Annotated in this window: 19 protein-coding genes; 2 read left to right on the plus strand and 17 right to left on the minus strand. The window is 40.0% G+C overall.

What is annotated here, in order from left to right; genetic code table 11:
* Positions 1-127: 127 nt before the first annotated feature.
* Positions 128-733 carry a hypothetical protein gene (locus tag C9J42_RS15160; protein ID WP_107247377.1) on the minus strand — a complete coding sequence of 202 codons (606 nt, stop codon included), beginning with the start codon at positions 731-733 and terminating at the stop codon, positions 128-130.
* 56 nt (positions 734-789) lie between these two features.
* Entirely contained in the window at positions 790-1,692 is a 903-nt protein-coding gene (locus C9J42_RS15165; protein WP_107302118.1) for a TIGR01777 family oxidoreductase, read from the minus strand.
* 269 nt (positions 1,693-1,961) lie between these two features.
* On the opposite strand from C9J42_RS15165, the gene yfcE reads away from it, so the two are divergent.
* Positions 1,962-2,507: a phosphodiesterase gene (yfcE, locus tag C9J42_RS15170; protein WP_107247379.1), complete on the plus strand. Its 546-nt coding sequence runs from the start codon at positions 1,962-1,964 to the stop codon at positions 2,505-2,507.
* Positions 2,508-2,622: 115 nt separating this feature from the next.
* Here yfcE and C9J42_RS15175 read toward each other — a convergent pair whose 3' ends face one another.
* The 4 genes from C9J42_RS15175 to C9J42_RS15190 form a co-directional block, all read right to left on the minus strand.
* Entirely contained in the window at positions 2,623-2,910 is a 288-nt protein-coding gene (locus C9J42_RS15175; protein ID WP_107247380.1) for a SelT/SelW/SelH family protein, read from the minus strand.
* A gap of 24 nt (positions 2,911-2,934) precedes the next feature.
* Positions 2,935-3,699, minus strand: coding sequence for a sulfite exporter TauE/SafE family protein (locus tag C9J42_RS15180; protein WP_107206000.1), 765 nt, complete (start codon positions 3,697-3,699; stop codon positions 2,935-2,937).
* Positions 3,700-3,853: 154 nt separating this feature from the next.
* Positions 3,854-6,001: a phosphate acetyltransferase gene (gene pta, locus C9J42_RS15185; protein ID WP_199187094.1), complete on the minus strand. Its 2,148-nt coding sequence runs from the start codon at positions 5,999-6,001 to the stop codon at positions 3,854-3,856.
* Between the two features lie 154 nt (positions 6,002-6,155).
* The gene (locus C9J42_RS15190) at positions 6,156-7,352 is read right to left on the minus strand and encodes an acetate kinase (RefSeq protein ID WP_107206002.1); all 1,197 of its coding nucleotides are present in this window, start codon (positions 7,350-7,352) and stop codon (positions 6,156-6,158) included.
* 335 nt (positions 7,353-7,687) lie between these two features.
* On the opposite strand from C9J42_RS15190, the gene yfbV reads away from it, so the two are divergent.
* Positions 7,688-8,137 (plus strand): terminus macrodomain insulation protein YfbV, encoded by a 450-nt coding sequence (gene yfbV, locus C9J42_RS15195; RefSeq protein ID WP_158259290.1) that lies wholly within the window; start codon positions 7,688-7,690, stop codon positions 8,135-8,137.
* Between the two features lie 422 nt (positions 8,138-8,559).
* Here yfbV and C9J42_RS15200 read toward each other — a convergent pair whose 3' ends face one another.
* From C9J42_RS15200 to focA, 11 genes are all read right to left on the minus strand, one after another.
* Positions 8,560-8,868, minus strand: a complete 309-nt coding sequence (locus C9J42_RS15200; RefSeq protein ID WP_105059635.1) for a DUF6172 family protein — start codon at positions 8,866-8,868, stop codon at positions 8,560-8,562.
* Between the two features lie 442 nt (positions 8,869-9,310).
* Positions 9,311-10,273, minus strand: a complete 963-nt coding sequence (locus tag C9J42_RS15205; RefSeq protein WP_107247381.1) for a ChaN family lipoprotein — start codon at positions 10,271-10,273, stop codon at positions 9,311-9,313.
* A 124-nt stretch (positions 10,274-10,397) separates the two neighbouring features.
* Positions 10,398-11,228, minus strand: a complete 831-nt coding sequence (gene rlmA / locus C9J42_RS15210; protein ID WP_107247382.1) for a 23S rRNA (guanine(745)-N(1))-methyltransferase — start codon at positions 11,226-11,228, stop codon at positions 10,398-10,400.
* A gap of 138 nt (positions 11,229-11,366) precedes the next feature.
* Complete coding sequence (locus C9J42_RS15215; protein WP_107206006.1) at positions 11,367-12,641, minus strand: sigma-54 dependent transcriptional regulator; 1,275 nt, start codon at positions 12,639-12,641, stop codon at positions 11,367-11,369.
* A complete protein-coding gene (locus tag C9J42_RS15220; protein ID WP_107206007.1) occupies positions 12,631-15,015 on the minus strand; it encodes an ATP-binding protein in 2,385 nt (794 codons plus the stop codon). Before C9J42_RS15220 ends, C9J42_RS15215 begins: the two co-directional genes overlap by 11 nt.
* Positions 15,012-16,262 (minus strand): ABC transporter substrate-binding protein, encoded by a 1,251-nt coding sequence (locus C9J42_RS15225; protein WP_107206008.1) that lies wholly within the window; start codon positions 16,260-16,262, stop codon positions 15,012-15,014. The genes C9J42_RS15220 and C9J42_RS15225 overlap by 4 nt, the downstream gene beginning before the upstream one ends.
* Positions 16,263-16,507: 245 nt before the next feature.
* Complete coding sequence (locus C9J42_RS15230; protein WP_107206009.1) at positions 16,508-17,014, minus strand: YfbU family protein; 507 nt, start codon at positions 17,012-17,014, stop codon at positions 16,508-16,510.
* A gap of 289 nt (positions 17,015-17,303) precedes the next feature.
* On the minus strand, positions 17,304-19,058 hold the full coding sequence (locus C9J42_RS15235) for a formate--tetrahydrofolate ligase (RefSeq protein WP_107290887.1): 1,755 nt from the start codon (positions 19,056-19,058) through the stop codon (positions 17,304-17,306).
* A gap of 594 nt (positions 19,059-19,652) precedes the next feature.
* Positions 19,653-20,393 carry a pyruvate formate lyase 1-activating protein gene (gene pflA, locus C9J42_RS15240; protein WP_107302119.1) on the minus strand — a complete coding sequence of 247 codons (741 nt, stop codon included), beginning with the start codon at positions 20,391-20,393 and terminating at the stop codon, positions 19,653-19,655.
* Positions 20,394-20,704: 311 nt separating this feature from the next.
* The gene (pflB, locus tag C9J42_RS15245) at positions 20,705-22,978 is read right to left on the minus strand and encodes a formate C-acetyltransferase (RefSeq protein ID WP_105059643.1); all 2,274 of its coding nucleotides are present in this window, start codon (positions 22,976-22,978) and stop codon (positions 20,705-20,707) included.
* A gap of 60 nt (positions 22,979-23,038) precedes the next feature.
* Positions 23,039-23,905: a formate transporter FocA gene (focA, locus tag C9J42_RS15250; protein ID WP_107294707.1), complete on the minus strand. Its 867-nt coding sequence runs from the start codon at positions 23,903-23,905 to the stop codon at positions 23,039-23,041.
* Positions 23,906-24,594: the final 689 nt, after the last annotated feature.

Consider the following 24,594-nt stretch of genomic DNA (forward strand, 5'->3'; position numbering starts at 1 on the left):
GCCTAAAACTACTCTAATTCCTACAAAGACATTTGAGAATACAATTTTGTAATTAGTCTTGTTTATAAATAAAAAGCCGCTTTATTTACAAAGCGGCTTTTTATTTATAATGTCATTTTTTAGGTTGTTATACGTTTTTACGTAAATAATCAAAAAATGTAATTACACGTGTATGCGTATTATTAACGCTACTTTCTAGTTTGCCTAGAACGGTGCTTTCCTTGATATCTCGAGATTTATCAGTGTAGTTATCCATAGCATGAAAATATTCATTAAGAATACTTTCAATTTCATCTTTTTCTTTATTTGAGAAAAAACGATTATATCGTTCTTTTGAAAGGTATAAGCTTTTTAATTTTTGCTCTAAATTGTATTTTTTTGAGGAGTATTCTTCCGCTGCTTTTTGCCATTCGAGGCTAACATCGTATCCATTATCAATTAAAGACATTGCTGTATTACTATGTTTCAGTTCATTAAATGCGTTATAGCATTTAAAAATATCTTCTTCTATAGATACTATAGCCTTGTAACGCTCTTCGTATTTGTGTTGTTTTTTCCATCTATTTAAAGCTACCCATGCAATAAATAAGGTAAGAGCACTTATTAGAATGCTCAGGATATCCTTAAATTTTGTCCATTCTTGAATACTCTGATCATTAGTACTGACTCCTAACCAAAAAGAAATACAAACTAATACCACTACAAGTATCACGTTAAAATTATTATTGTTCATATATGATTATCAAAGTTAATAATAGTTTTTTTAACCATTTAATAAATATATTTTATCTAGTCACACAACGTCTGCTTTAGTGCTTGCTCAATACAAGGGAAGCTAAAGTTAAACCCTTCTTGCTGTAACTTATTCGGTAGCGCACGTTGGCTATCAAGCAATAGCTGTGCTGATTCTCCAAGTCCTAGTTTTAGAACCCAAGCAGGGGTAAATAAAATGTGTGGACGCTTTAGAGTTGCGGCTAAGGTTTGGCTAAACACTTTATTCGTCACCGGTGTTGGGGCGGTAAAGTTAAATGCACCATGCGCTTCTGGGTGATTTAGTAAAAAGATGATGCCTTTGATCATGTCTTGTATATGGATCCAAGGAAAGTATTGTTTACCGTCACCAATTTTTCCGCCTAATCCTAGTTGATAAGGCAGTAACATGCGCGCTAATGCACCGCCTTGTTTGCCAAGTACGATACCTGTGCGGATAAAGCACACACGGGTTTGTTCTGATTTGGCTTCAAGAGCAATTTGCTCCCAGCGGTAACAGACGTTCTGGGCAAAGTCGTTATCGTTAATATCAAGCGGGGTGGATTCATCAATGGTTTTATCTTGGTTATCACCATAAATGCCCACCGCAGAACCACTAAGAAAAGTATGCGGAGGATGACGACTGGCTTTAATTTTATCAACGAGTTGCTGGGTAATATCCCAACGACTTTGACATATTTTCTCTTTTTGTTTGTCACTCCAACGCTTATTGATGATCGGCTCACCCGCAAGGTTGATAACAGCATCAAATTGGTCGAAATTGTCGAAGCTATCTAGGCTATCAACGGCGAGGATATGATGACCGAGTTGATTGTAAGCACGAGTCGGGTTACGTGTAAGTATGGTGACGTGATCATGATTGAAATGAGGAATCAGTGCTCGTCCGATAAAACCTGTTGCGCCTGTCATTAAAATATTCATGTCGTTATTCCATTATCAGTCATCATCTAAGCTTTGATGTGTTGCTTATTTCTATTATATATCAGCATTCTATATCAGTTAAATTATCAGTATAACGAGAGACTTAAAATCCATTATCTTAATATTGTGACGTAAGAGAATTATCACGAATATTATGCACGTATAAGCATTTGGTTGCATTTTATGATGAGATATCAGTACCGCTAACATGGAAATTTGATAAGACTACGAGTAGACTTCGAATCTGGATTAATGACTGGTTTTTGATTATGAAATTATTTTTTGCCTCTGATATTCATGGCTCTTTAGCGAGTGCTGAAAAGATGATTGCTGCTTTTGAACAAAGTGGTGCAGAGCACTTAATTCTATTGGGTGATATTTTAAATCATGGCCCGCGTAATCCATTACCTGAAGGGTACAATCCTATCAAGGTATCTGAGCTGTTAAATCGCTTCGGCGAACGTATTACGGCGGTACGCGGTAACTGCGACAGCGAAGTCGACCAAATGCTACTTGAGTTCCCTATTATGGCAGATTACAACCTTGTGTTATTGCCAACAGGACAGCGTCTTTTTTTAACGCATGGTCACGTGTATAACGCCAATAAACATCCTCGTTTACGTGCCGGTGATGTGATTGTATCGGGACATACTCATATTCCTGTTGCAGAAGCAAAAGATGAGCTATTTGTGTTTAACCCAGGCTCTGTCGCTATTCCTCGTAATGGGTTACCTGCAAGTTATGGTTTATTAGATGGCAACCAGCTATCTGTGATCAGCTTTGACGGTGAAGTACTGGTACACACCCAGATCTAATTTTTAATTGATAAAAGTAACGCCCTGAATGCAGCTCTCTGGTTTTAAGCGCAAAGCCACTTAATAGAGAAAGCACATTCAGGGCGTTATTGTATCTGGAGCGAGGTATTATCGTTTATGGTTTACTATGGCGATCTACATGGCCTAAATCGCGCTCTGGGTCGATAACATCACGAATACGTTGCTTTAGCTGTTTCGCATCTGGAAAGCCACCATCGGCTTTACGTTCCCAAATAAGCTGACCATTACAGTGAACTTCAAAACGTCCACCTGTGTCTGGGTGAAGGCTGATGGTTTGGATTTCTTCACTGAAGGTATGCAGTAGCTCTTGGGCCATCCATGTAGAGCGTAGCATCCAATTACATTGACGACAGTAGTAGATATCAATGATCGCTTTATCCATGAAATACTCCTTAAATAACGTGGACTAGAAAGCTGAGAAAAGTAACTTAAAGCCAATAATAAAAGTCAGGGCTTCAAAGCAACGTTTAATGAGTTGATTACTTTTTTGATGAGCAAGGTGAGCGCCTAAATAACCACCCAGTAATGAACCGAGTAATAATACGGGGATCCAAGGCCAGTAAATCGGTGCGCCTGCTTGGTAAATTGCGATAGCGCCAATTCCATTCCAAAATAGCCCAACGCTCACCAAGGTTAGTGCTACCGCTTGTTTGTAGTTAAAGCCAAACCAACGGATTAAAAATAAGGTAACAAATAGCCCTGTTCCGGCGGTAAGTGAGCCATTTAATACTCCAATAATGGCTAGACCAAGCCCACCAATGATCATCCCTTTTATGTCGCGATGAATAGCGTTTTCGTTTTGTCCTAGCTCTTTTTTCATCAGTGAATAAATACCAAGACTGAGTATTAACATACCGAGTGCAGCTTCAGCGATATTTTCAGGAAAAGAGAGGATCAGGTTTGCGCCAATAATCACACCTATTGCGCCTGTAAGGATCACATAGAGTGTAAATTTCAACGACAGTGTGCCTTGACGTAAATGTTTAATGGCTGCACCAACGCCTAATGCCACACTTGCCACTTTGTGGGTCGCAAGAGCGATGCTAAAGGGTAAGCCAAGAAAAATAAGTAGAGGAAATTGAATTAAGCCTGCGCCGCCACCAGAGAGTGATGCGAGGGTGTTGGAGATCAATGAGCCAATAAATAGCCCGAGAGAGTTGAGAAAATCCATGCTAACAGGTTGTCCTTAACCGTTAATTAGCTTGCCAGCATAAAGGGTTAAAACACCTTATTCCAGTAATAAAAAACGCCCCAATACACATTTCAATAAAAATTGAAGACATGTATTGGAGCGTTTTATCAGTCGATTAAATAAGTATTAAAACTTACTTAGCTGAAGCTTGTTCTGCCTGAATCGCAGTTAGTGCAACTGTGTAAACGATATCGTCTACTAGTGCGCCACGAGAAAGGTCGTTAACTGGCTTACGCATGCCCTGAAGCATTGGACCGATAGATACTAGATCTGCTGAACGCTGTACCGCTTTGTAAGTTGTGTTACCCGTGTTTAGGTCTGGGAATACAAATACAGTTGCTTTACCTGCTACTGGAGAGTTAGGTGCTTTAGAAGCAGCTACGTTTTCCATGATTGCAGCATCGTACTGAAGAGGACCATCGATCACTAGATCTGGACGTTTCTCTTGAGCGATCTTCGTTGCTTCACGTACTTTATCTACGTCTGCACCCTTACCTGATTCACCAGTAGAGTAAGAGATCATAGCAACACGTGGGTCGATACCAAATGCTTTTGCAGAATCTGCAGATTGGATAGCGATTTCAGCTAGTTGCTCAGCTGTTGGATCTGGGTTGATCGCACAGTCACCGTAAACCAATACTTGGTCTGGTAGTAGCATGAAGAATACAGAAGATACGATAGATGCATCTGGTGCAGTCTTGATGATTTGGAACGGAGGAACGATAGTGTTTGCAGTTGTGTGAACAGCACCAGACACTAGACCGTCAACTTCGTTGTTCTCAAGCATCATTGTGCCTAGGAATACTGAATCTTGTAGTTTCTCACGAGCAACAACGTCAGTCATACCTTTCGCGCCACGTAACTCAACTAAACGAGCCACGTAGTTTTCACGTACTTCGTCAGAGTTGATGATAGTTACGCCAGCACCAAGAACGACGCCTTGCTGCTCAGCAACGCGACGGATTTCATCTGGGTTACCTAGAAGCACACATTCCGCGATACCGCGCTCAGCACAGATAGCCGCAGCTTTAACTGTACGTGGCTCGTCACCTTCAGGAAGAACGATACGCTTAGCCGCTTTACGAGCTAGCTCAGTTAGCTGGTAACGGAATGCTGGTGGGCTTAGGCGACGCTCACGGTTTGAACCTTCAGTTAGAGACTCAATCCAGTTACCGTCGATGTGGCTTGCCATGTACTCGTTAACTAGCTCTACACGCTCTTTATCGTCTGCAGGTACTTCTAGTGTGAAGCTCTGTAGATTTAGAGAAGTCTGCCAAGTGTTACCTTGAGCAGTCATGACTGGAAGACCAGTCGCGAATGCGCGCTCACATAGATCCATAACAGGTTTTGGTAGTTCGTAACCACCTGTTAGAAGTAGTGCACCTAGCTCTACGCCGTTCATTGCTGCAAGACATGCTGCAACGATTACGTCTGGACGGTCAGCTGAAGTGACGAGTAGTGAACCTGGACGGAAGTGCTCAACCATATTAGGGATAGAGCGTGCACAGAAAGTGATGCTCTTAATACGACGAGTTTCGATGTCACCTGCATTGATAATTTCAGCATTTAGGTGCTGAGCAATATCAGTTGCACGTGTAGCGATAAGCTCTGCGCTCCAAGGTGCACAACCTAGTACACGAATTGGGCTTGAGTTGAACACTTGCATGATTTCAACATTTGAAGGAACAGTACCTTCTACGTCATCAAAGATCTCAGAAAGATCTGGACGCGTACGGCCTTCAGCATCAACTGGCGCGTTAAGTTTGTTAACGATAACACCAGAGATTTGCTTGTTCTTGATACCACCGAAGTTAGAACATGCTACTTCAATACGCTCTTTAAGTTGAGCTGGGTTATCAGTACCTGGAGATACAACGAACACGATTTCAGCATCTAGCGTTTTTGCAATTTCAAAGTTGATTTGGTTTGCAAAAGGGTGCTTACGAGTAGCAACTAGACCTTCGATTAGCGTTACGTCAGCATCTGCTGTTGCCGCTTTAAAGCGTGCAACAATGTCTTCTAGAAGAACATCAGTTTTGTCGTTACGGATCAATTCTTCAGCGCTTGCCATTGAGAATGACTCAGCAATTTTCATATCGCTGTTAGCACTAATAATTGTTGTTGTTAGATCTGGCTGATCGCCACCTTTACGCGGTTGCGCAATAGGCTTAAAGAAAGAAACGCGAACGCCTTTGCGTTCCATTGCACGAAGTACACCAAGGCTAACACTTGTTAGACCAACGCCAGCGCCAACTGGAACAAGCATAATAGTACGGGACACTATGAATTCCTCAAACTATTGAATGATAAAGCACTGTTCAATAACAATTCATTTTAATTAGTAGAATAACTATAGAACAATACCACATGAGAACATGACGGGATGTCATGAAGAAACGGCTGACTTAAAGCCAGCCGTTAAGATAATCGTTAGATTAGATTTCAGCTAGAAGCGCTGTATCTTCTGCGATTACTAACTCTTCGTTAGTAGAAACAACCATTGCAGGGATGCGGCTGTTTGCAGAAGTGATAACACCTTCGTTACCGAAGCGTGCTTTAAGGTTTGCTTCGCTGTCTACTTCGATACCGAAGATAGATAGACGCTTAAGTACTTCTTCACGGATAGGAGCAGAGTTCTCACCGATGCCGCCTGTGAATACGATAGCGTCTAGACGACCATCCATGTTTGCAGCGTAGCTAGCTACGTACTTAGCAAGACGGTGACAGAATACGTTCATTGCACGCGTTGCTTCTTCTTTAACGCCGTAGTTTTCTTCAACGAAACGACAGTCAGAAGTCACACCAGTTAGACCTAGTAGGCCAGACTCTTTAGTGAACATTGTGTTGATTTCAGCAACGCTCATACCTAGACGATCGTGTAGGTGGAACATAACTGCTGGGTCAAGGTCACCACAACGTGTACCCATTACTAGACCTTCAAGAGGAGTTAGACCCATAGAGATATCTACAGATTTACCGCCTTTGATTGCACATACAGATGCGCCGTTACCTAGGTGACAGTTGATGATGTTTAGCTCATCAAGAGGCTTGTCTAGAAGTTTCGCTGTTTCACGAGCGATGAAACGGTGAGAAGTACCGTGTGCGCCGTAGCGACGGATACCGTTTTCTTTGTATAGGTTGTAAGGGATAGCGTATAGGAATGCTTCTTCAGGCATAGTCTGGTGGAAAGCCGTGTCGAATACCGCTACGTTCTTAAGATCAGCGAAGTTGTGTTTAGCAGCTTCGATACCAACAACGTGTGCAGGGTTGTGTAGTGGTGCGAAATCAGACGCATCTACGATACCTTGAAGAACAACATCGTCGATTAGAGCTGAAGCAGAGAACTGCTCGCCACCGTGTACGATACGGTGACCGATAGCGCCTAGGTTCTCTTTAAGCTCAGGCTTAGAAGCAAGGATAGTATCAACCATGAATGCTAGAGCTTCTTCGTGAGCCGCGCCTTCACCTAGTTGTGCTTCGTGCTTGCCATCAAGTTTCCACTTGATGCGTGCTTCAGGAAGACCTAGACATTCTGCTAGACCTGAAAGGTGTTCGTCACCTGATACAGGATCGATGATTGCGAACTTAAGAGATGAACTACCGCAGTTTAGAACTAAAACCAGCTTAGACATGAGAGTGACTACCTATAATCTGTCTGAAAGTTGATATTCATTTTTGAATAAAAAAGTACCCATAGAATAGACGATGATATATTTATCGGTCTAGTCAGGGTGAAATTCGTGCTCATTCTTGAGTATTTGAATTGAGTTACCTGCAATTCTGGTTCATCCTTGAGGGTGCCTAACTTGCAGTTAATACCATTAACAGCAACAATTACCTTTAGGCGTGCTTAGGATAGCGATTGTTAAGCAATATAACAAAAACATTTTTAGATAAATTTAATTTTAATCAAGTTTATTGCTTAAAAATTTTAAAGATTATATTTTTTTTTGATAAATGGTGCTTTATGACTCAACAAACAAAGTGGAAGTATTTCCAAGACGGTCAGCATTACATGAGCACATGGCCAATGCGTAAAGAGCTGGCTGCTGTTTTTCCTGAACATCGCTATATCAAAGCAACAAAGTTTGCCACTAAGGTGATGCCGGCCGTCGCTGCTATTAGTATTTTGACCCAAATGGTATTTCATAATTATGCAGGCATGCCGCAAGCTGTTGCCATTGCGTTATTGGCGTTATCGATGCCATTACAAGGTTTATGGTGGCTAGGTAAACGTAGCCAAACCGTACTCCCACCATCACTGGCGAAATGGTACAGCGAGATCTACCAGAAAATTGTCAGTGAAGGTTATGCGATGCAACCGAAAAAATCACAACCTCGCTACCAAGAACTTGCTGATGTACTCAGCCGCGCATTTAAGCAATTAGACCGTAGTGCATTAGAACGCTGGTTCTAATCAGAGATATTTAACGTACAAAAGCAGCCTAATGAGCTGCTTTTTTTTCGTTAAATATTTTACCGTTCGTTTTCTAAATATTTTGCCACTATTTAGCGTGAGCTCTCATCTTATATACCGAGGCCGCTTTTCTATGCGTATTACTTTTGTATTTACAGCGACAGTTAACAAAGACCGATATATTTATTTATCTTAATCTATGGGGATAAAATACAACGTTTAAATATGTGGTGTTTGAGTTTTTATCTTGTTTAACTTGTTGAATTTAAATGTTTTTTATTGTTGTAATATTGGTTTCTATCGCTTTTTAAATAAAAGGTTATTTAAATTTTATGATATTTAACTGTTTGTTTTTTTTTATAAAAAAGAGCCACCGTAGTGACTCTTTTATCGTAAAGAATATAACCTAAAACGTTATGTGATTATTCTTCGTCGAAATCAAAATCTGGACGTTGTGCGCGTGTTGCAGGCTTTGCCAGAATTTCTAAGTATAAAGATGGCAGTTCTAATTTTTCAGCTTCATCGATGTACTTGTTGATTTCTTTTACATGAATAACTTTGGCTTCTTGCTCGGTATGACCAAACTTACAATCAAAATCCCAAAAGTCAGCGCCAGCAGGAAGTGCTTTGTTACGCTCACGACGTAGGTATTTCTTAACTTCAAACTTCACTGCTTCAACAACGCGAGGAACAGCTTTTTTAGGGTGGGTTAAAGCAAATGTTTTTTTCATGGTTTTCCTAGTTTTCTTTGGCTCAAAATTGTGAGAGCTGTATTTTTTCTATTTTACTTTAATTTGGGATGGGTAGCGATGGCAGAGATAAGATTTCATGTGTTTTTCGTTCGGGGAAAGAAAGTGAAATGTGGTCTTAAAAAGTTTTCTCAAAAAAAATAACGAAAAAGTGCAACTAAATATCTACATAGCTGTCATAAAAAATACATAGAGGATTATTAGTATCTACACTGTTTTTCGCTATGGATGTTAATGAAAGTTATGTTGCCATTTACCTATCAAATGGGCGGAATGGATATGCTGTTCAGGTATTAGAAAGGTTGCTATGGCATTATAATATGGCTACTAAGAGATATAGCTGTTATCTCCCTTAAGAACCCCAACTGCTTGGCCGCCGATGGGGTTCTGCTCTATCTGGGCTATGGTAATTTACTGCTTTAAGTTATTTATAACACTTTAAATCCTTGTTTCTTTTCATCATATCCATCATTGCTTTGTTCTGTTTTTCTTTTTGTACGTAACGAACAGGAAGCGATGCCATAGTAACCTTATAATCTAGAGCACCATCAGAGAGTAGTTCTGAAGCTGTTATTGGAGTGACAACTGCGACTTTTAAATTGGGATTACGCGCTTTAATGCGAGAAGCCGTACCCAGTCCTTCCATGGTATGAAAACGACCTGCGACATGAATGATTTGTTTATTTGGATGCGTGTTCAAATACGTGACCATACTTTCTGCCATAGTATCGTCCCACGCGGTTTGTGCGGCAAACATACGTAGGTTTTGCTCTTCATTGCCGTGATGCATTGAGTTTAAAAATTTGGTTTGATATGCATCTTTATTAAGAGTCAATGAGTGTGCAATCCATGAACGCTCTGATGGTGGCAGTTTATTTAAGTACTCAGGCCCATTTTTACTAATACAGCGTACAATACTTTTTGGCGCATTAGCGGCAATCACGTCTAAGTTATTCTGCTTGGCAAATTCAACCAGCGGACGGTAATCACTGTCGTAGTTTGGCCACGCATTACCTTCCGATACCAATGTTCGTTCACCAATCTTACCTGCAAGATATTGATCAACAACAGCTTGTTTATCTCGGGTGAATTGCTCCATTGATAAGGTTAATTGTGGATTTTGTTGGTATAACGCAGCGAATAATTGGCTTTGTAATAGGTGAGCTGCAGGATGGCTATGCCACTCACCAACTAAGATAATATCAGCATTCTTTAGCTCTGTTGCTAATTGATCGACTGTTAAGGTCTTTCCATTTGGTGATGTAATGCTGTAGTCGTATAGCGTGGTTAGGTTTGCTGAAGACGAAGATGTTATATCGGAGGTGTTAGATGCACAACCTGTTAAAAGTGTGGCAAAGCTAAAACTCAAAGCGAGCCATTTATTCATTATTGATATCCCTGAAAGTGAGCTTATTGATTAAAAATAAGCAAAATTCACAACAATAATAAATAATATAGTTAATACGAGTTATTATCAATTGCGTATGGTAATAACTCGCATTAATACAGTGTTACTGGCGGCGATATACGCGGATTGCGAAATCTGCCTCACAATGGAAATTATTGGCGTTAGCTAATTGCTGCCATACTTGCTCTGATGTTTTCCAAGCAAACGGCGTCATTTGCATCAATGCCGTAGCTTCTTCACCGCTTAATGTCATGTCGTAGTGTAGTTGCTCATCGGCAACCAGATCAAAGCCAGGAATCGTTTCAACGGGGACATCATGAAGGCGTACACCATCATAAATTAATGCTTTTAATTGATATAAGTGGCGGGGTGCAGGGGTCACAGCCACTAAAATTCCACCGGGTTTGATGGCGCGTTCTAACTCTTCACCTTTACATGGCGCATAAATACGGACTACACCATCAAATAATTGATCGGCAAAGGGTAAACGGTGACTTGATGCAACACAGAAATCACATTCAGGGTAACGCTTAGCGGCGTATTTCACTGCAACTTTTGAAATGTCTAAACCATGGACGGAAAGTGCAGGAAATTGTTGGCGTAGTTTTACAAATTCAGAGGTGTAGTAGCCTTCACCACAACCAATATCAAGTAGTTCAGTCGCACCATCAGGGAGAAGTGATGCAAGTTGTGCAATGACGGCATCACGCAGTGGTTGATAATGCTCTGTATTGAGAAATAGGCGACGAGCTTGCATCATCTCTTTATTGTCACCAGGATTTTTCGAGCTTTTATGGTGAGCAGGCATGAGATTCACATAGCCTTCTTTTGCCAAATCAAATTGGTGATTATTACAACAACGGTAGGTTTTAGGTTGTTCGCTATGAGCGTCAAGAAGAAGCGACTCATGGCATAGAGGACATTGATAGGACATAAGAGTAAACCAAAGCGGAAAAACAGCCGCTAAGTGTAATGCTTATTGTTGGTTGTCGCTAACGTATTTTTGTTCTGATAGTAAAAAGCCTTCGCGAGAGAAGGCTTCTATTCAAGGAGTATTGATGAGCAGACCTGCTTAATGGCTTGGTCTTACTTTATATTCGGCTTTATCAAGTCCATGCTTTTTCATTCTTAGATAAAGCTTTTTACGTGGGATTTGCAAATATGATGATACTTCATTAATACGTCCTGCAAACAGGTATAGCGCATCTTCAATGACTTGTTTTTCATAGCCATCAACTAAATCATCCAGTGGGCTACTCATTTGCTCAAGGGGTTTAGAACGCTCTTGTCCGGCTAATTTCACAATGCCAATGGCATATAACTCTGCAACGTTTTTAAGCTCTAAGACATTCCCTGGCCACTCATAGCGACAGAGTGTGTTGATGTAGGCTTTATCAATAGCAGGTAATGCTTTATTAAGTTTTTTACAACTCTGTTTTAAGTAGTGTTTAAAAATAAAGGTAATATCGCTACTACGTTGACGCAGTGTCGGCAGACTAAAACGTACTTGGCTTAAAAAATAAAATAGTTCAGGTAAAAACTGCTCACTTTCCACCGATGGTTCAGGTGAGCCTGTGAATAGAGCAAGTAAACGCACTTCTTTTTTACCTTGTCGCTCTTGTTCTAATAAGAAACGACATAACCATTGCTGGCTTTCGATTGGCATAATGTGTGGATTACTTAAACACAAACACCCGCTGCGAGCTGAAATCATGCTACGTTGAAGATCGGGGGTACAAGTAATACTTGAGCCATCAACCTCGATAAACGGGCCTTGATGAAGTGGACTATTCTTATGCAGAATTTTAGCAACGGTATGACGCCCCGTGCCGTTTTCACCTTCAATTAAGGCATCCTTGGTTGAATTAACAACCAGTTTTAATTGTTCGCGTATTTTTACAATCAATGGACTCTCACCGAGAAGTAACTCGGTGGCGGTATTATGCAATGTTTTACGCTGTTCAATGATCTTTTTACGCTGAGGTAGATGCTTTTCTAATAGTTTTATCAGTTCGTTAGGCTGTAATGGCTTTTGTAAAAAATCAATCGCCCCTTTTTTAAGTGCGTCAACAGCCATTGGAATATCACCATGACCCGTTACGATAATGACAGGAATTTCGTTATCAAAATCTTGAACTTTTTCTAATAGTTCCATGCCATCTAAACCGGGCATGTACATATCTGTTACAATCACTCCAGACCAATTATGACTTAACATATTAATTACTTTGGTTGAGTCTTGAACCGTTGCTACATTGTAGCCTGACAACTCTAATAACTCTTGGTAGGCATCTAATACATCTTGATCGTCATCGACAATCAGTACATTTATTTCATCACTCATCATCTTTTTTTAACTCCAAAACAATCATCGCTCCACCTGTGAGACCAGAAGCGAGGAAGATGTTACCTTTTAACCTTGTCATAATTGAACCACAGATGCTTAATCCTAGACCAAGACCAACATCTTTTGTTGTCGTAAAAGGTATGAATAGTTTCTCAATAATGTCATGACTAAAGCCATTACCGCTATCTAAAACTGCAATCCTGATAGTTTTTTTTGTGCTTTCTAGCTGAAGAATTGTTATTTGGCGCTCTTCACAGCTAGCAACAGCATCACAGCTATTAACCAGTAGGTTTACCAGTACTTGTTCAAGTTGTACCTGATCGGCTTGTACAAAAAGCGGTGTGGTAATGGTGTTTGTTATGGTTGTCTTTTGTACTTTTGCGCGACTTTCAACGATGACGATAGCTTGCTTGATCGAGTCTTGAATATCAACTCGCGTTAACGGATTCGTTGCTGACTGTTTTTTTGCAAAATTACGTAAACTAGTGATCAGTTTACTCATACGCATCACTAAATCATCTATCTTTTCGATATTATCCGGTAATTTTTCATATTTTTTGTTATCAATTGCAAGTTTCGCACTAAATAGACGTGTCGAAATAGCAGAAAGAGGCTGGTTCAACTCATGAGCGAGTGATGTCATGGTTTGACCAACCGTGACCATTTTAGCCGCCTGGATTAATTCATCTTGAGTGGCGATTAAATCCCCTTCGATACGTTTGCGATCTTCTATTTCTGCTTTTAGTTGTTGGTTTCTTAATATCAATGATTGCGTTTTTTCCGTGACCTTACTTTCAAGCCAACGGGTGGTTTTTTCTTGTTCTGTAATATCAGTCATAGTGATTATGACTTTATCCTGATTACCTTGTTTGAATACGCGAAAATCGAGTCTGAGATAGAAGATGCTATTTTGGTCTGTACTAAAGGTAACCGTGAGTTTATAGGCACCTAATTGTCTTAATGGGCTTTTTTGATCAAAGAGTTGGATCAGTTTATGAGATACTGAGCTATCAAATAAATCCCATAATGTTTGGTGTTGGCTTATACGATCAAAGTTAAATTGCTTTAGCGCCTGTAAATTGACAGATTCAACTACACCTAGCATGTTACAAGTGATGATGCTCGCCTGAGTGTTATTGATTAGGTTAAGGGCATTGGTGGTTTGAATATCTTGCATTTGCTGACAGAAGTCACGCAGGTTTTCGCCAAGCATGCCTATCTCATCTTCGCCTGTTGTTGCAATTTTTACATTAAGATCGCCTTTTGCAACCGCGTATAAATCTTTACTTAATAAATTTAAGCGATTCACAATACCGTTACCGACAAGGTAAACCGAGAGAAAAATAGTGAGTATGATAGTAATAAAGACAACGCCAAATAACATGGTGTTACTCAGAAAAATAGCGCTATGTGTTTCATCATTTAGTTTTTTAAGAGAGTTATCTGCATGTTCAACCAATGTTTGGATCATTTCTTCTTGCTGATAGAGGCGCTGTTTAATATCCAGCTTAGCTCGGTCTATTTGCAACCCTAAAACGACATCCCGCTTTAGTTGTTGTTCGAGTTGACCACCTGGTTTTAAGATTGTGGTAAATCTCTCTAATAATTGGCGAAATGGAACGGCTGAAGGATAATTACTAATATTCTTACTAATAGCATTAAGCTCGGTAATTTTATGACCAATAAAATTAAAGGCGTTTTCAATGTCTCTATTTTTGCGTTGTTGAACGATCTCTTCGACTAATTGATGAAGCTCATTTTCTTTAATGGTGATCGATTGAATTAATGAGAATTCATTCATAACGTTGTTAACAACATCAAGTTGAACGGCGTCTTTTTTAATTCCGTGACGGTTCATGTTATTGAGTTTCCACTCAACTTCTTGGCGTAGTGGTGTCAGTTCATCAATAAGATCGTGATGGATCCATTTTAAGCTGTTTTCTGTCTGCTTTAAGGTAAACAAGCCACTATTTCTCTGTTGTAACAGTGTTGTGTAATTATCTATTTGTTTAACAAGGGTTTGTTGACCTGATTTTATTGCGGGGTAATAGTGTAGGTTAGCAATGTTATTAATGGCTAAGCTTATATTATCGAGAATATGTGTGATTTTGTTTTTAATGGTTTCATGCTTGAGCGGGTTGGTATTTTGGCCCAAGTTATTCAATGTTGCCTGTAGCTCAGCGGTGTTGCGTTCTAACTGATAACTTGCCTGTAAGGTTGGCATATTGTTATCTGTAATCGTTTCAATTTGTGTGCTGAGTTTTTCCCAGTTGATGACAGCAATAAGGCTGACTGTAATGGTGAGAAATGCCATCAAAATAATCGCCATAATAAGGCGACTACCAATGGTTTTCTTGTTGATATAGCGGATCATTGCAATGCCGGATTCCCGTTAATAATCTTTTGGCTTAATGCGATGGCTTGCTCAAGTTGTGCTGCCATTTTTCCCCGCCATTGCTGTCTAAAATAATCAACTTGCGGGTTATCTCTAAATAGCGGTAACTCATGATATATCTTATTTTTTAAATCATCTACGCCAATCGGTGAGGTAGAAGCTAAGTGTTTCGCATGAAGAAAATCAGCATGTTGTTGTTTTGTTAGTTTATTTGATGAAGCTTCAATCGAATGCAGCAATTGCCATACTTGGTTAAGTTGAGGAAGTTGACTACTAATCGTTTGTTCAAAAAGGTGCTTTACTAAGCCTGAACGTTGCTGAATGACATCGTAATCTAGCGATGCAACATTAAACGTCTTTTTAATAAACTCATCTCGGCCAATATCACCATTATTGGCGAGTTGCCCGTCAATTGTTAATTTGGTTTGGCATTCTTGTGAAAGTAATAAACTCACAAAATCTCTCGAAAATTGTGAATGGTGGCTGTTTTTTACCATGGCTACATAATGGGGTAATAAAGCGCTTTGTGGTTGATAGCTAAAATCAACAAATGAAAATTGTTTTTTATAAGTGTGTGCATATCTATCAACAACCGGCCCTATTCCAATTAAACCGCGAGAGATAGCCTCACTGAGTGAAAACGCACTGGTTTCCACTGACGCTAGGTTTCCTCCAATTTGATAGAGCAATCGCCAACCTTCAACCCAGCCATATTGCTGCAATATATTTTCAATCATTAAATGGGTGGTATCTGAACGATAAGGACTGCTAATACTAATATGACGATAGTAATAAGGTTTTATCAAATCCTTTAATCGGCTAGGAATTGGTAACTTATTCTTATTTAAATAGTTATTGTTCCACAGTAATCCGAATCCTGTGTGGCCGAAGGAAAAAACATTACGTGAAAGTTGCTGAGGCGTTTTTCTAATTGTAGTTTCATGAAGCGGTAATAACTTTTGGCTATTGATTAGAGGCTGGAAGAAGGTTGGTGATGATGAAATGATAATATCAATATCATGGTTGTTCTGTTGCAATAACCGAAGCCCTGATTCTTCACGTCGTACAATGACTCTAACTTCGCTTTCTGGATACTGCTGTTTAAATTGTTTAACGATCGGGTTTAGTACAGATTCTGAAAATGTCGTTAGAACGATTAAATTCTGAGTCGGTTGGGCAAGTACTGGCGTGGCGAAAAAAAAGAGGAAGGAAAAGAAGCGTACCATGTTAATCCGTAATCCCTAGCGTATCTCGACTAAATTTTTATACTTTTAGATAATTAGGAATGTAGCTATACCATTTAGTAACAATTCATGCCTTATATCAATAGCAATTTACGGTATAGTTCACAAAAAAGAGGTGTATATGGTATGTTATGAGCGTTTTATAGCTATTAATCGGGACAAAGGTAAATATATCATGCCATAAAAAAACCGAGCATAGACTCGGTTTTTTAGGGCTGAATGAAAATTTACGCTGTGATTATTTGCTGAATTTCGTTGCAAGATAAATGGTATTGGCGTGGACAGTTGCGCCATACTTTTAGCATACGTTGGTATTTTTCTAGCATTGGGACTTGGCTATTGAAGCGATGTTCTGTTTTCTCAAATTGAGGATATAAACCTTCATCATCAACGAGGAAGCGGACGTAATGCACAAGCTGTGCTTCAGTGGCAGCATCAAAACCAAGGAATTGTAATCGGCGTTGATCAATATCTTTGGCACCATCGCAACGACAATCTTCAAGATTAAACGATTCTTGGAGAGCGTGGTACATCTCCATAAAATCGATAACTTGACGGCAATCATCTTCAGGTAAATCACCAAAGTCTTTATCTAGTTCACGCATTTGTAATGAATAGCCACGTTCAACAATGGTTTGAAGGCGACGATAATGTGCTGCGTTTTCAGGTGTCAGTTTTGACATCAAGTAGTACTGATTAGATAAAATTAAGCGTTGAGCGTGGGTCATTTCCATTTGAGTTAGCCTCATTAATATTTTATTTTCTGCCATTGAGAGTAGCAGGTTAGGTATAAAATAAATTGATCTGACACCATATGGGCATCTTTTTTTGTTACAGTATATTATTAAAAATGAAAAGCCATATTTGTTTTAAGGTCTTTTTTTTTTGGTTATTGTCGAGTGATATCGTTAAAGTAATATAGCTATCTCTGTATTCGGGCAAGTATAAGATAGCGTCGTTTAACAGGTTGTTATTGAATGCGTTAAGCAACAACAACCTTTTATTGTTAACCTTTAGCCGTTGTTAGCTTAAGCCGATAATATTGCCATTCTCATCGATATCAAGATTCATAAATGCGGGCTTTTCAGGTAACCCTGGCATTGTCATTACATTGCCGCATAAAGCATAAATAAATCCAGCTCCTGCACACAATTTTAATTCACGTACTGGGACGGTAAAGCCTTTTGGTGCCCCTTTAATACTAGGGTCGGTTGAAATAGATAGCGGTGTCTTTGCCATACAAATAGCCAGCTCATCAAACCCTAGAGCTTTAAATTTGACTAATTGTTGCTGAGCTACCTCTGATAACGCTACATGACTAGCCCCATATCCTACTTCAGCCACAGCCATTATTTTTTCTTCTAATGGCTGGTTTAGTTGATATAAAGGAGTGAAGTTTGCTTTATGTTGGCAGGCTTTTACCACACACTCTGCGAGTTTAATCGCTCCTTCACCGCCTTTACCAAAGGCTTCACTGATAGCAACGTCTACAAAAGTGTCAAAGCTCTCTGCTTTGATCATTGCTTGTAGTTGCGCTAATTCCTCATCTGTATCTTGTGGGAAACGGTTAATTGCGACAACAACGGGAACACCATAACGGGCGGCATTACTGATATGCCATTTTAGGTTTTCAAACCCTGCAACCAGCGCATCATTGTCTTTGGCAAAAATACCGTCAGGTAAAGCGTGTCCTGGACGTAAATCATAAAGACCAGAGTTGGCTTTTAAGCCACGCAATGTTGCCACAACAACGGCACAGTCAGGGCCTCTTTTTGCTTGCTGGGCTTTAATATTACAGGCTTTTTCAAATCCCATATCAGAGCCAAAGCCACCTTCAGTAATGGTGAAGTCACTGAGTTTTAATGCGATTTTGTCTGCAATAATAGATGAATTTCCGTGCGCGATATTGGCAAAAGGACCTGCGTGGATAAGAGTGGGTACGCCTTCTAACGTTTGCATTAGGGTGGGCTCAATGGCATCGCAGAGAGTGACAGTCATGGCTCCTGCTACTTGCAGATCTTCTGTAGTAACAGGGTTACCATCAAGATCATAAGCGACGACAATACGGCCAATGCGTTTACGCATATCATGGAGATCATCGGCAAGTGCTAAAATAGCCATGAGTTCAGAGGCGGCTGTGATATCAAAGCCGTCATGGCGCTCTAAACCATTAATGGTTTTATCTGGTTCATTTTGACCGATGGTGATCATTCTCAAAGCACGATCATTATGATCCATCACGCGTTTCCAAGTGATGTTATTAATGTCGATACGTAGCGCAGGTAATCCCGTTTTTTCACTGAATAGATCATAACCTAAACGTGATTCATGATATAAGCGAGCATCAATTGCAGCAGCTGCAAGGTTATGCGCTGCCGTAACCGCATGAATATCACCCGTAAGATGAAGGTTTAGCTTATCCATTGGTGCGACTTGGCTATAACCGCCGCCCGCTGCGCCACCTTTTACGCCAAAGACAGGTCCCATTGACGGCTGTCGAATACAAGCCATTACTGAGCGATCAATTTTTGCTAACCCTTGTGCTAAACCAATTGTTGTAACGGTTTTTCCTTCTCCTAGTGGGGTTGGTGTAATCGCAGTAACGACCACCAGTTTCCCTTCTGCTTGATCCGATAACCGATTCAAAATGGCAGGTTTTATTTTTGCTTTTAATGAACCTTGCGGTGTCAGTTCCTGTGGTTGAATACCCGCTTTTTTGGCAATGCCTTCAATCGGAGAGAGTAGGGTGTCACGGCAAATATCGATGTCGCTTTTCATATAGGCTATATCCTCACAGTGGAAATCATGCGTATCTGCGTGATATTGATGGTGTTGGTTTTAAATACTATAGATAAAGATGTATATAGTGACGCAATCGTTTGCTTTTCTTTTATACCATCATTTTATCATGGTTAATTTTATTTTTGTTGTTATAAATTGCTGCTGTTTTTGGTTGCGTTTTGTACCGTATATAAGATTTATTGAATGCGTTTTAGAGATAGGTAATAAAAGAATAAGAAAGTGGTTATTTAGTCACTAGAGCAGAAGCAGTATATCGATATATAGAGTAGAAGTATGAAGATGAATTTGGTGAATACTGTAAACTCTGGTTGCAATATTGGCTGTGTGTTTATTCATCATTACACTTTAAAATTTGATATATATCAAAATCATTAAAAATATTAAAGGAAGCTATCAATGAACGAGCCAGTGACTACGTTGAAACATACAGCACCACTTTCGATTGGCATTATGTTATTTTTTATCACCTTTTTGACGATTATTTTGCCATTATCCCGTTAAGATAGTTACCGTTTAACACGTATTAAAAAGCGAGCTAATGCTCGCTTTTTGTATTTTTTGTTGAGTGGATTAGTACATCACTTTATGGCCATAACTAGAAAGGATTTCTTTAATCGCTTCCATGGTTTCTTTTTTCGGTGGTTTCACACCGGCTAACGGGTATTCAAAGCCCATAGCTTCCCACTTGTGCTCACCGAGTTGATGGTAAGGAAGTAGTTCGATCTTCTCGATATTGTCCATATCTTTTATGAACCCACCAAGTTGATGTGCAGAATGTTCGTCATCGGTGTAACCCGGAACAACAACATAACGGATCCAAGTTTTTTGACCGCGTTGGTGCAGGTAACGAGCAAAGTCGAGTACGCGTTTATTGGAAACACCAACTAGATTTTGGTGAACACCATCATCCATTTGCTTAAGATCTAGCATCACAAGATCCGTTGCGTCTAACACTTCATCAACCACATCAGTATGTTTGCGAATATAGCCGTTGGTATCTAAGCAGGTATGGATCCCTTCAGCTTGCGCAGCACGGAAAAAGTCACGAACAAATTCAGGTTGAAGCATTGCTTCGCCACCAGAAGCAGTAACACCTCCGCCAGATGAATTCATAAAGTGACGGTATGATTTCGCTTCATGCATAAGTTCGTCTACCGTAGCTTCACGACCACCATGAGTATCCCATGTATCACGGTTATGACAGTACTGACAGCGCATTAAGCAACCTTGCAGAAAAACAATAAAACGGATACCAGGTCCATCGACGGTTCCGCAAGATTCAAATGAGTGAATACGACCTATTGCTGACATTGATTACTTCTCCGCATGCTGCGTTTATTTGAGTGTTATTTTATTACAAACCACTAGGGTATTGTAGCGAAATATCGGGATGGAAATTAGGGGTATTCTCTTATTTTGTGTCAATTTATCGCTAACTTATAAAAATTTGGAGAGATGACTTTATTGGTAATAGATATGTTGTAATTATTAAAAAATCTGCATTGAGTCGATAAACAATAGCGAGGCTTGTGGGGAAGATATGTAGACATAAAAAAACCGGCCATTAAGACCGGTTTTTATCAGGAAACAAGTTTCCTACATACTAAACTGTACGCTCTATATTATAGAGATGCAGTGAAAGTACGAGAGATAACGTCAGCTTGCTGCTCTGGCGTTAGAGAGTTAAAACGCACTGCGTAACCCGATACACGGATAGTTAGCTGTGGGTATTTCTCTGGGTTTTTAACTGCGTCTTCAAGCGTTTCGCGGTTAAGAACGTTAACGTTTAGGTGTTGACCACCTTCAATGCCAGACTCATGGTGGAAGTAACCATCCATTAGGCCTGCTAGGTTGTTTTCTTGAGTATCAAGATCTTTACCTAGCGCGTTCGGTACGATAGAGAATGTGTAAGAAATACCATCTTTAGCGTGAGCAAATGGTAGTTTACCTACAGATGTTAGAGATGCTACAGCACCTTTCTCATCACGACCGTGCATTGGGTTAGCACCTGGTGCGAAAGGAGCACCTGCACGACGACCGTCTGGTGTGTTACCCGTCTTCTTACCGTACACAACGTTAGATGTGATAGTTAGGATAGACTGAGTTGGGATCGCATCACGGTACATTTTGTGAGTACGGATCTTGTTCATGAAGCGCTCAACTAGGTCACAAGCGATGTCATCTACGCGAGCATCGTTGTTACCGAATTTAGGGTAGTCGCCTTCGATTTCGAAGTCGATTGCAATACCGTCTTCATCACGGATTGGTTTAACTTTTGCGTATTTGATAGCTGATAGTGAGTCAGCTGCAACAGAAAGACCAGCGATACCACAAGCCATTGTACGCTTGATGTCACGATCGTGTAGAGCCATTAGCGATGCTTCGTAGCTGTACTTGTCGTGGCTCCAATGGATAGCGTTAAGTGCTGCAACGTAAGTTGTTGCTAACCAATCCATGAAGTGATCTAGGCGATCCATAGTATCTGTGTAGTCAAGAACTTCAGCAGTTACTTTTTCAGTCTTAGGACCTACTTGAATCTTAAGCTTCTCATCTACACCGCCGTTGATTGCATAAAGCATAGTCTTAGCAAGGTTAGCACGAGCACCGAAGAACTGCATTTGCTTACCAACAACCATTGGAGATACACAACAAGCGATTGCGTAATCGTCAGAGTTCATGTCTGGACGCATTAGGTCATCATTTTCGTACTGGATAGAAGATGTATCGATAGATACCTTCGCACAGAACTTCTTGAAGCCTACAGGTAGTTTTTCAGACCAAAGAACAGTGATGTTTGGCTCTGGAGAAGGACCCATAGTGTATAGGCTGTTTAGGAAACGGAAGTTAGTACGTGTAACTAGTGTACGACCGTCAAGACCCATACCACCCATTGATTCTGTTGCCCAGATTGGGTCGCCAGAGAATAGCTCATCGTACTCAGGCGTACGTAGGAAACGAACCATACGTAGTTTCATTACGAAGTGGTCGATCATTTCTTGCGCTTGTGCTTCAGTGATCTTACCAGCGGCGATATCACGCTCGATGAAGATGTCTAGGAAAGTCGAAGTACGACCTAGAGACATTGCAGCACCGTTTTGTGATTTAACAGCAGCTAGGTAGCCGAAGTAAGTCCACTGGATAGCTTCTTGTGCAGTAACAGCTGGAAGTGAGATATCACAACCGTACTTAGCAGCCATCTCTTTGATTTGACCAAGTGCACGGTGCTGTTCGCAAATTTCTTCACGACGTTGCATCGTCATTTGAAGGTCTTCACCATTCAAAAACTCTTCTTCTAGAGAAGCGAATTGAGCTAGTTTTTCCTTCATTAGGTAATCAATACCGTAAAGTGCTACGCGGCGGTAGTCACCAATGATACGACCACGGCCGTATGCATCAGGAAGACCAGTTAGAACACCAGACTTACGACACTTAAGGATTGAAGGTGTGTAAACATCGAAAACACCTTGGTTGTGTGTTTTACGTAGTTCAGAGTAAACCTTGTTAAGCATAGGATCTAATTCACGACCGTATACTTTGCATGAATTTTCGATCATGCGGATACCACCGTTAGGGATCAAAGCACGCTTAAGAGGCGCGTCAGTTTGAAGACCAACAATAGTTTCTAGTTCTTTCTCAATGTAACCTGCATCATGTGCAGTGATAGTAGAGGCAACATCTGTATCAAAATCAACAGGTGCGTGAGTCGCGTTTTCCTGTTTGATGCCTTCCATTACAGCGTCCCAAAGTTTCGCTGTAGCTGGAGTTGCTTCTGTTTCAAGGAAAGAGCCGTCACCCTCGTAAGGAGTGTAGTTCTTTTGGATAAAGTCACGAACGTTTACTTCGTTCTGCCAATCACCAGCTGTAAAGCCTTCCCATCCAGCAAATTGCTCTGCCATTGTATACCTACCTATCTATCTATTTCAGTAGAAAAAAATACCTGTTACCGACGTTAGAACTTAGTGCTTTTTATTGCCGTTAAGTTCCGGACGACGATGAATAACCCAGTATGTGAGACCAACTAAGAAACCACCACCAATAATGTTACCTATAGTGACTGGAATTAAGTTGTTCATAATAAAATTGTTAACTGTTAAATCTGCGAACTGTGAAGGGGCTATGCCCGTCATTGTCCAAAATTCTGGCGATGCAAAGTTATGGATAACGATGCCCATTGGGATCATAAACATATTTGCAATACTGTGCTCAAAACCACAAGCAACAAACATAGCAACAGGTAATAGCATAACCATGATTTTATCTGTTGCGCTTCGGCAAGAGTATGTCATCCATACGGCTAGACACACCATTAAGTTACATAACATACCAAGTATTACGGCTTGACCGAAGGTATGGTGCAGTTTGTGCTGAGCTATTTTCATCGCCGTAATACCCCATTGGCCATTATCGCCAAGGTGTTGTTTTGCTAGCCAAATGCAAATTACGAAGAATGACGCGCCGATGAAGTTACCAACATAAACAACAACCCAATTTCGTAATAATTGACCAGTAGTAATTCGATTACTTGCGCGAGCAACAGTGATGAGAACAGAAGAAGTGAAAAGCTCGCCGCCGCAAATAACGACTAAAATAAGGCCAAGGCTGAATGCTAATGCACCAACGAATTTTGCCATACCCCATGGCATATCGCCTGCACCTGTAGTTACCGTTGTGTAGAACACAAATGCAATAGAGATGAATACACCAGCGGTAATCGCTAAGAAGAAAGATTGTAGTGGGTGCTTAGTTGCTTTGTAAACACCGACTTCTTCAGCTTTTTTTGCCATTGCTGGTGGCATTAACGAGTCGAAAGAATTATTTTCCATTTTCTCAGGTGCTCTTTAATTGAGTTGAAGTGAGATTTAATTCGCTGAGGAGATAATACCAAAGGTGACGCATCATATATTTGACCTAGATCATTGCTGTGAAAATTTATAACAAAATTAGACATTTTGTTATATCTCTCATGATTGTAACTTATTGAAAATTAACGATATAATTTTTTTGATAAAACTAAAGAAAATTTTAATGTAATTTTATTACATTTGGCTGGTCTTTAAATACCAAAAAAGAATAGTTGTTATTTATCATGTGTTTGTTGTTTTTTTGGGTTTTATTTAACGTATGTGAGACATTAAATAAAACCAATATATTCAAAAATAATTTAATTGTTACTGAAAAATATGAATAGCCTCTTTTAATGTAACGCCATTTTGTTTTTATTGTTAAAGGTCACAAAAAAAAGGCGAGATAATTAATATGATGACTTACAAGGATATGCAAATTTGAGTCATTTTTATTCTTCAAACAAACATAGCAGAGTAATATTAGAATGCGAATTTTATGGCATTCTCGACCTTGTTAAAAAATACTATAAAGATATCCGCTATTTTTTCGTCAATGTTGAGTCAATAAAATAGACATAAAATAAAATATTGCTCAAATCTTACCAGTTAGTCTTTTGTCCTTCATTTATATCACCCAAAAAAGGCTGTTCTCCTGCTTATAAGAAAAA

Source organism: Photobacterium sp. GB-56 (assembly GCF_003026105.1).
In the GTDB taxonomy this organism is placed as follows: domain Bacteria; phylum Pseudomonadota; class Gammaproteobacteria; order Enterobacterales; family Vibrionaceae; genus Photobacterium.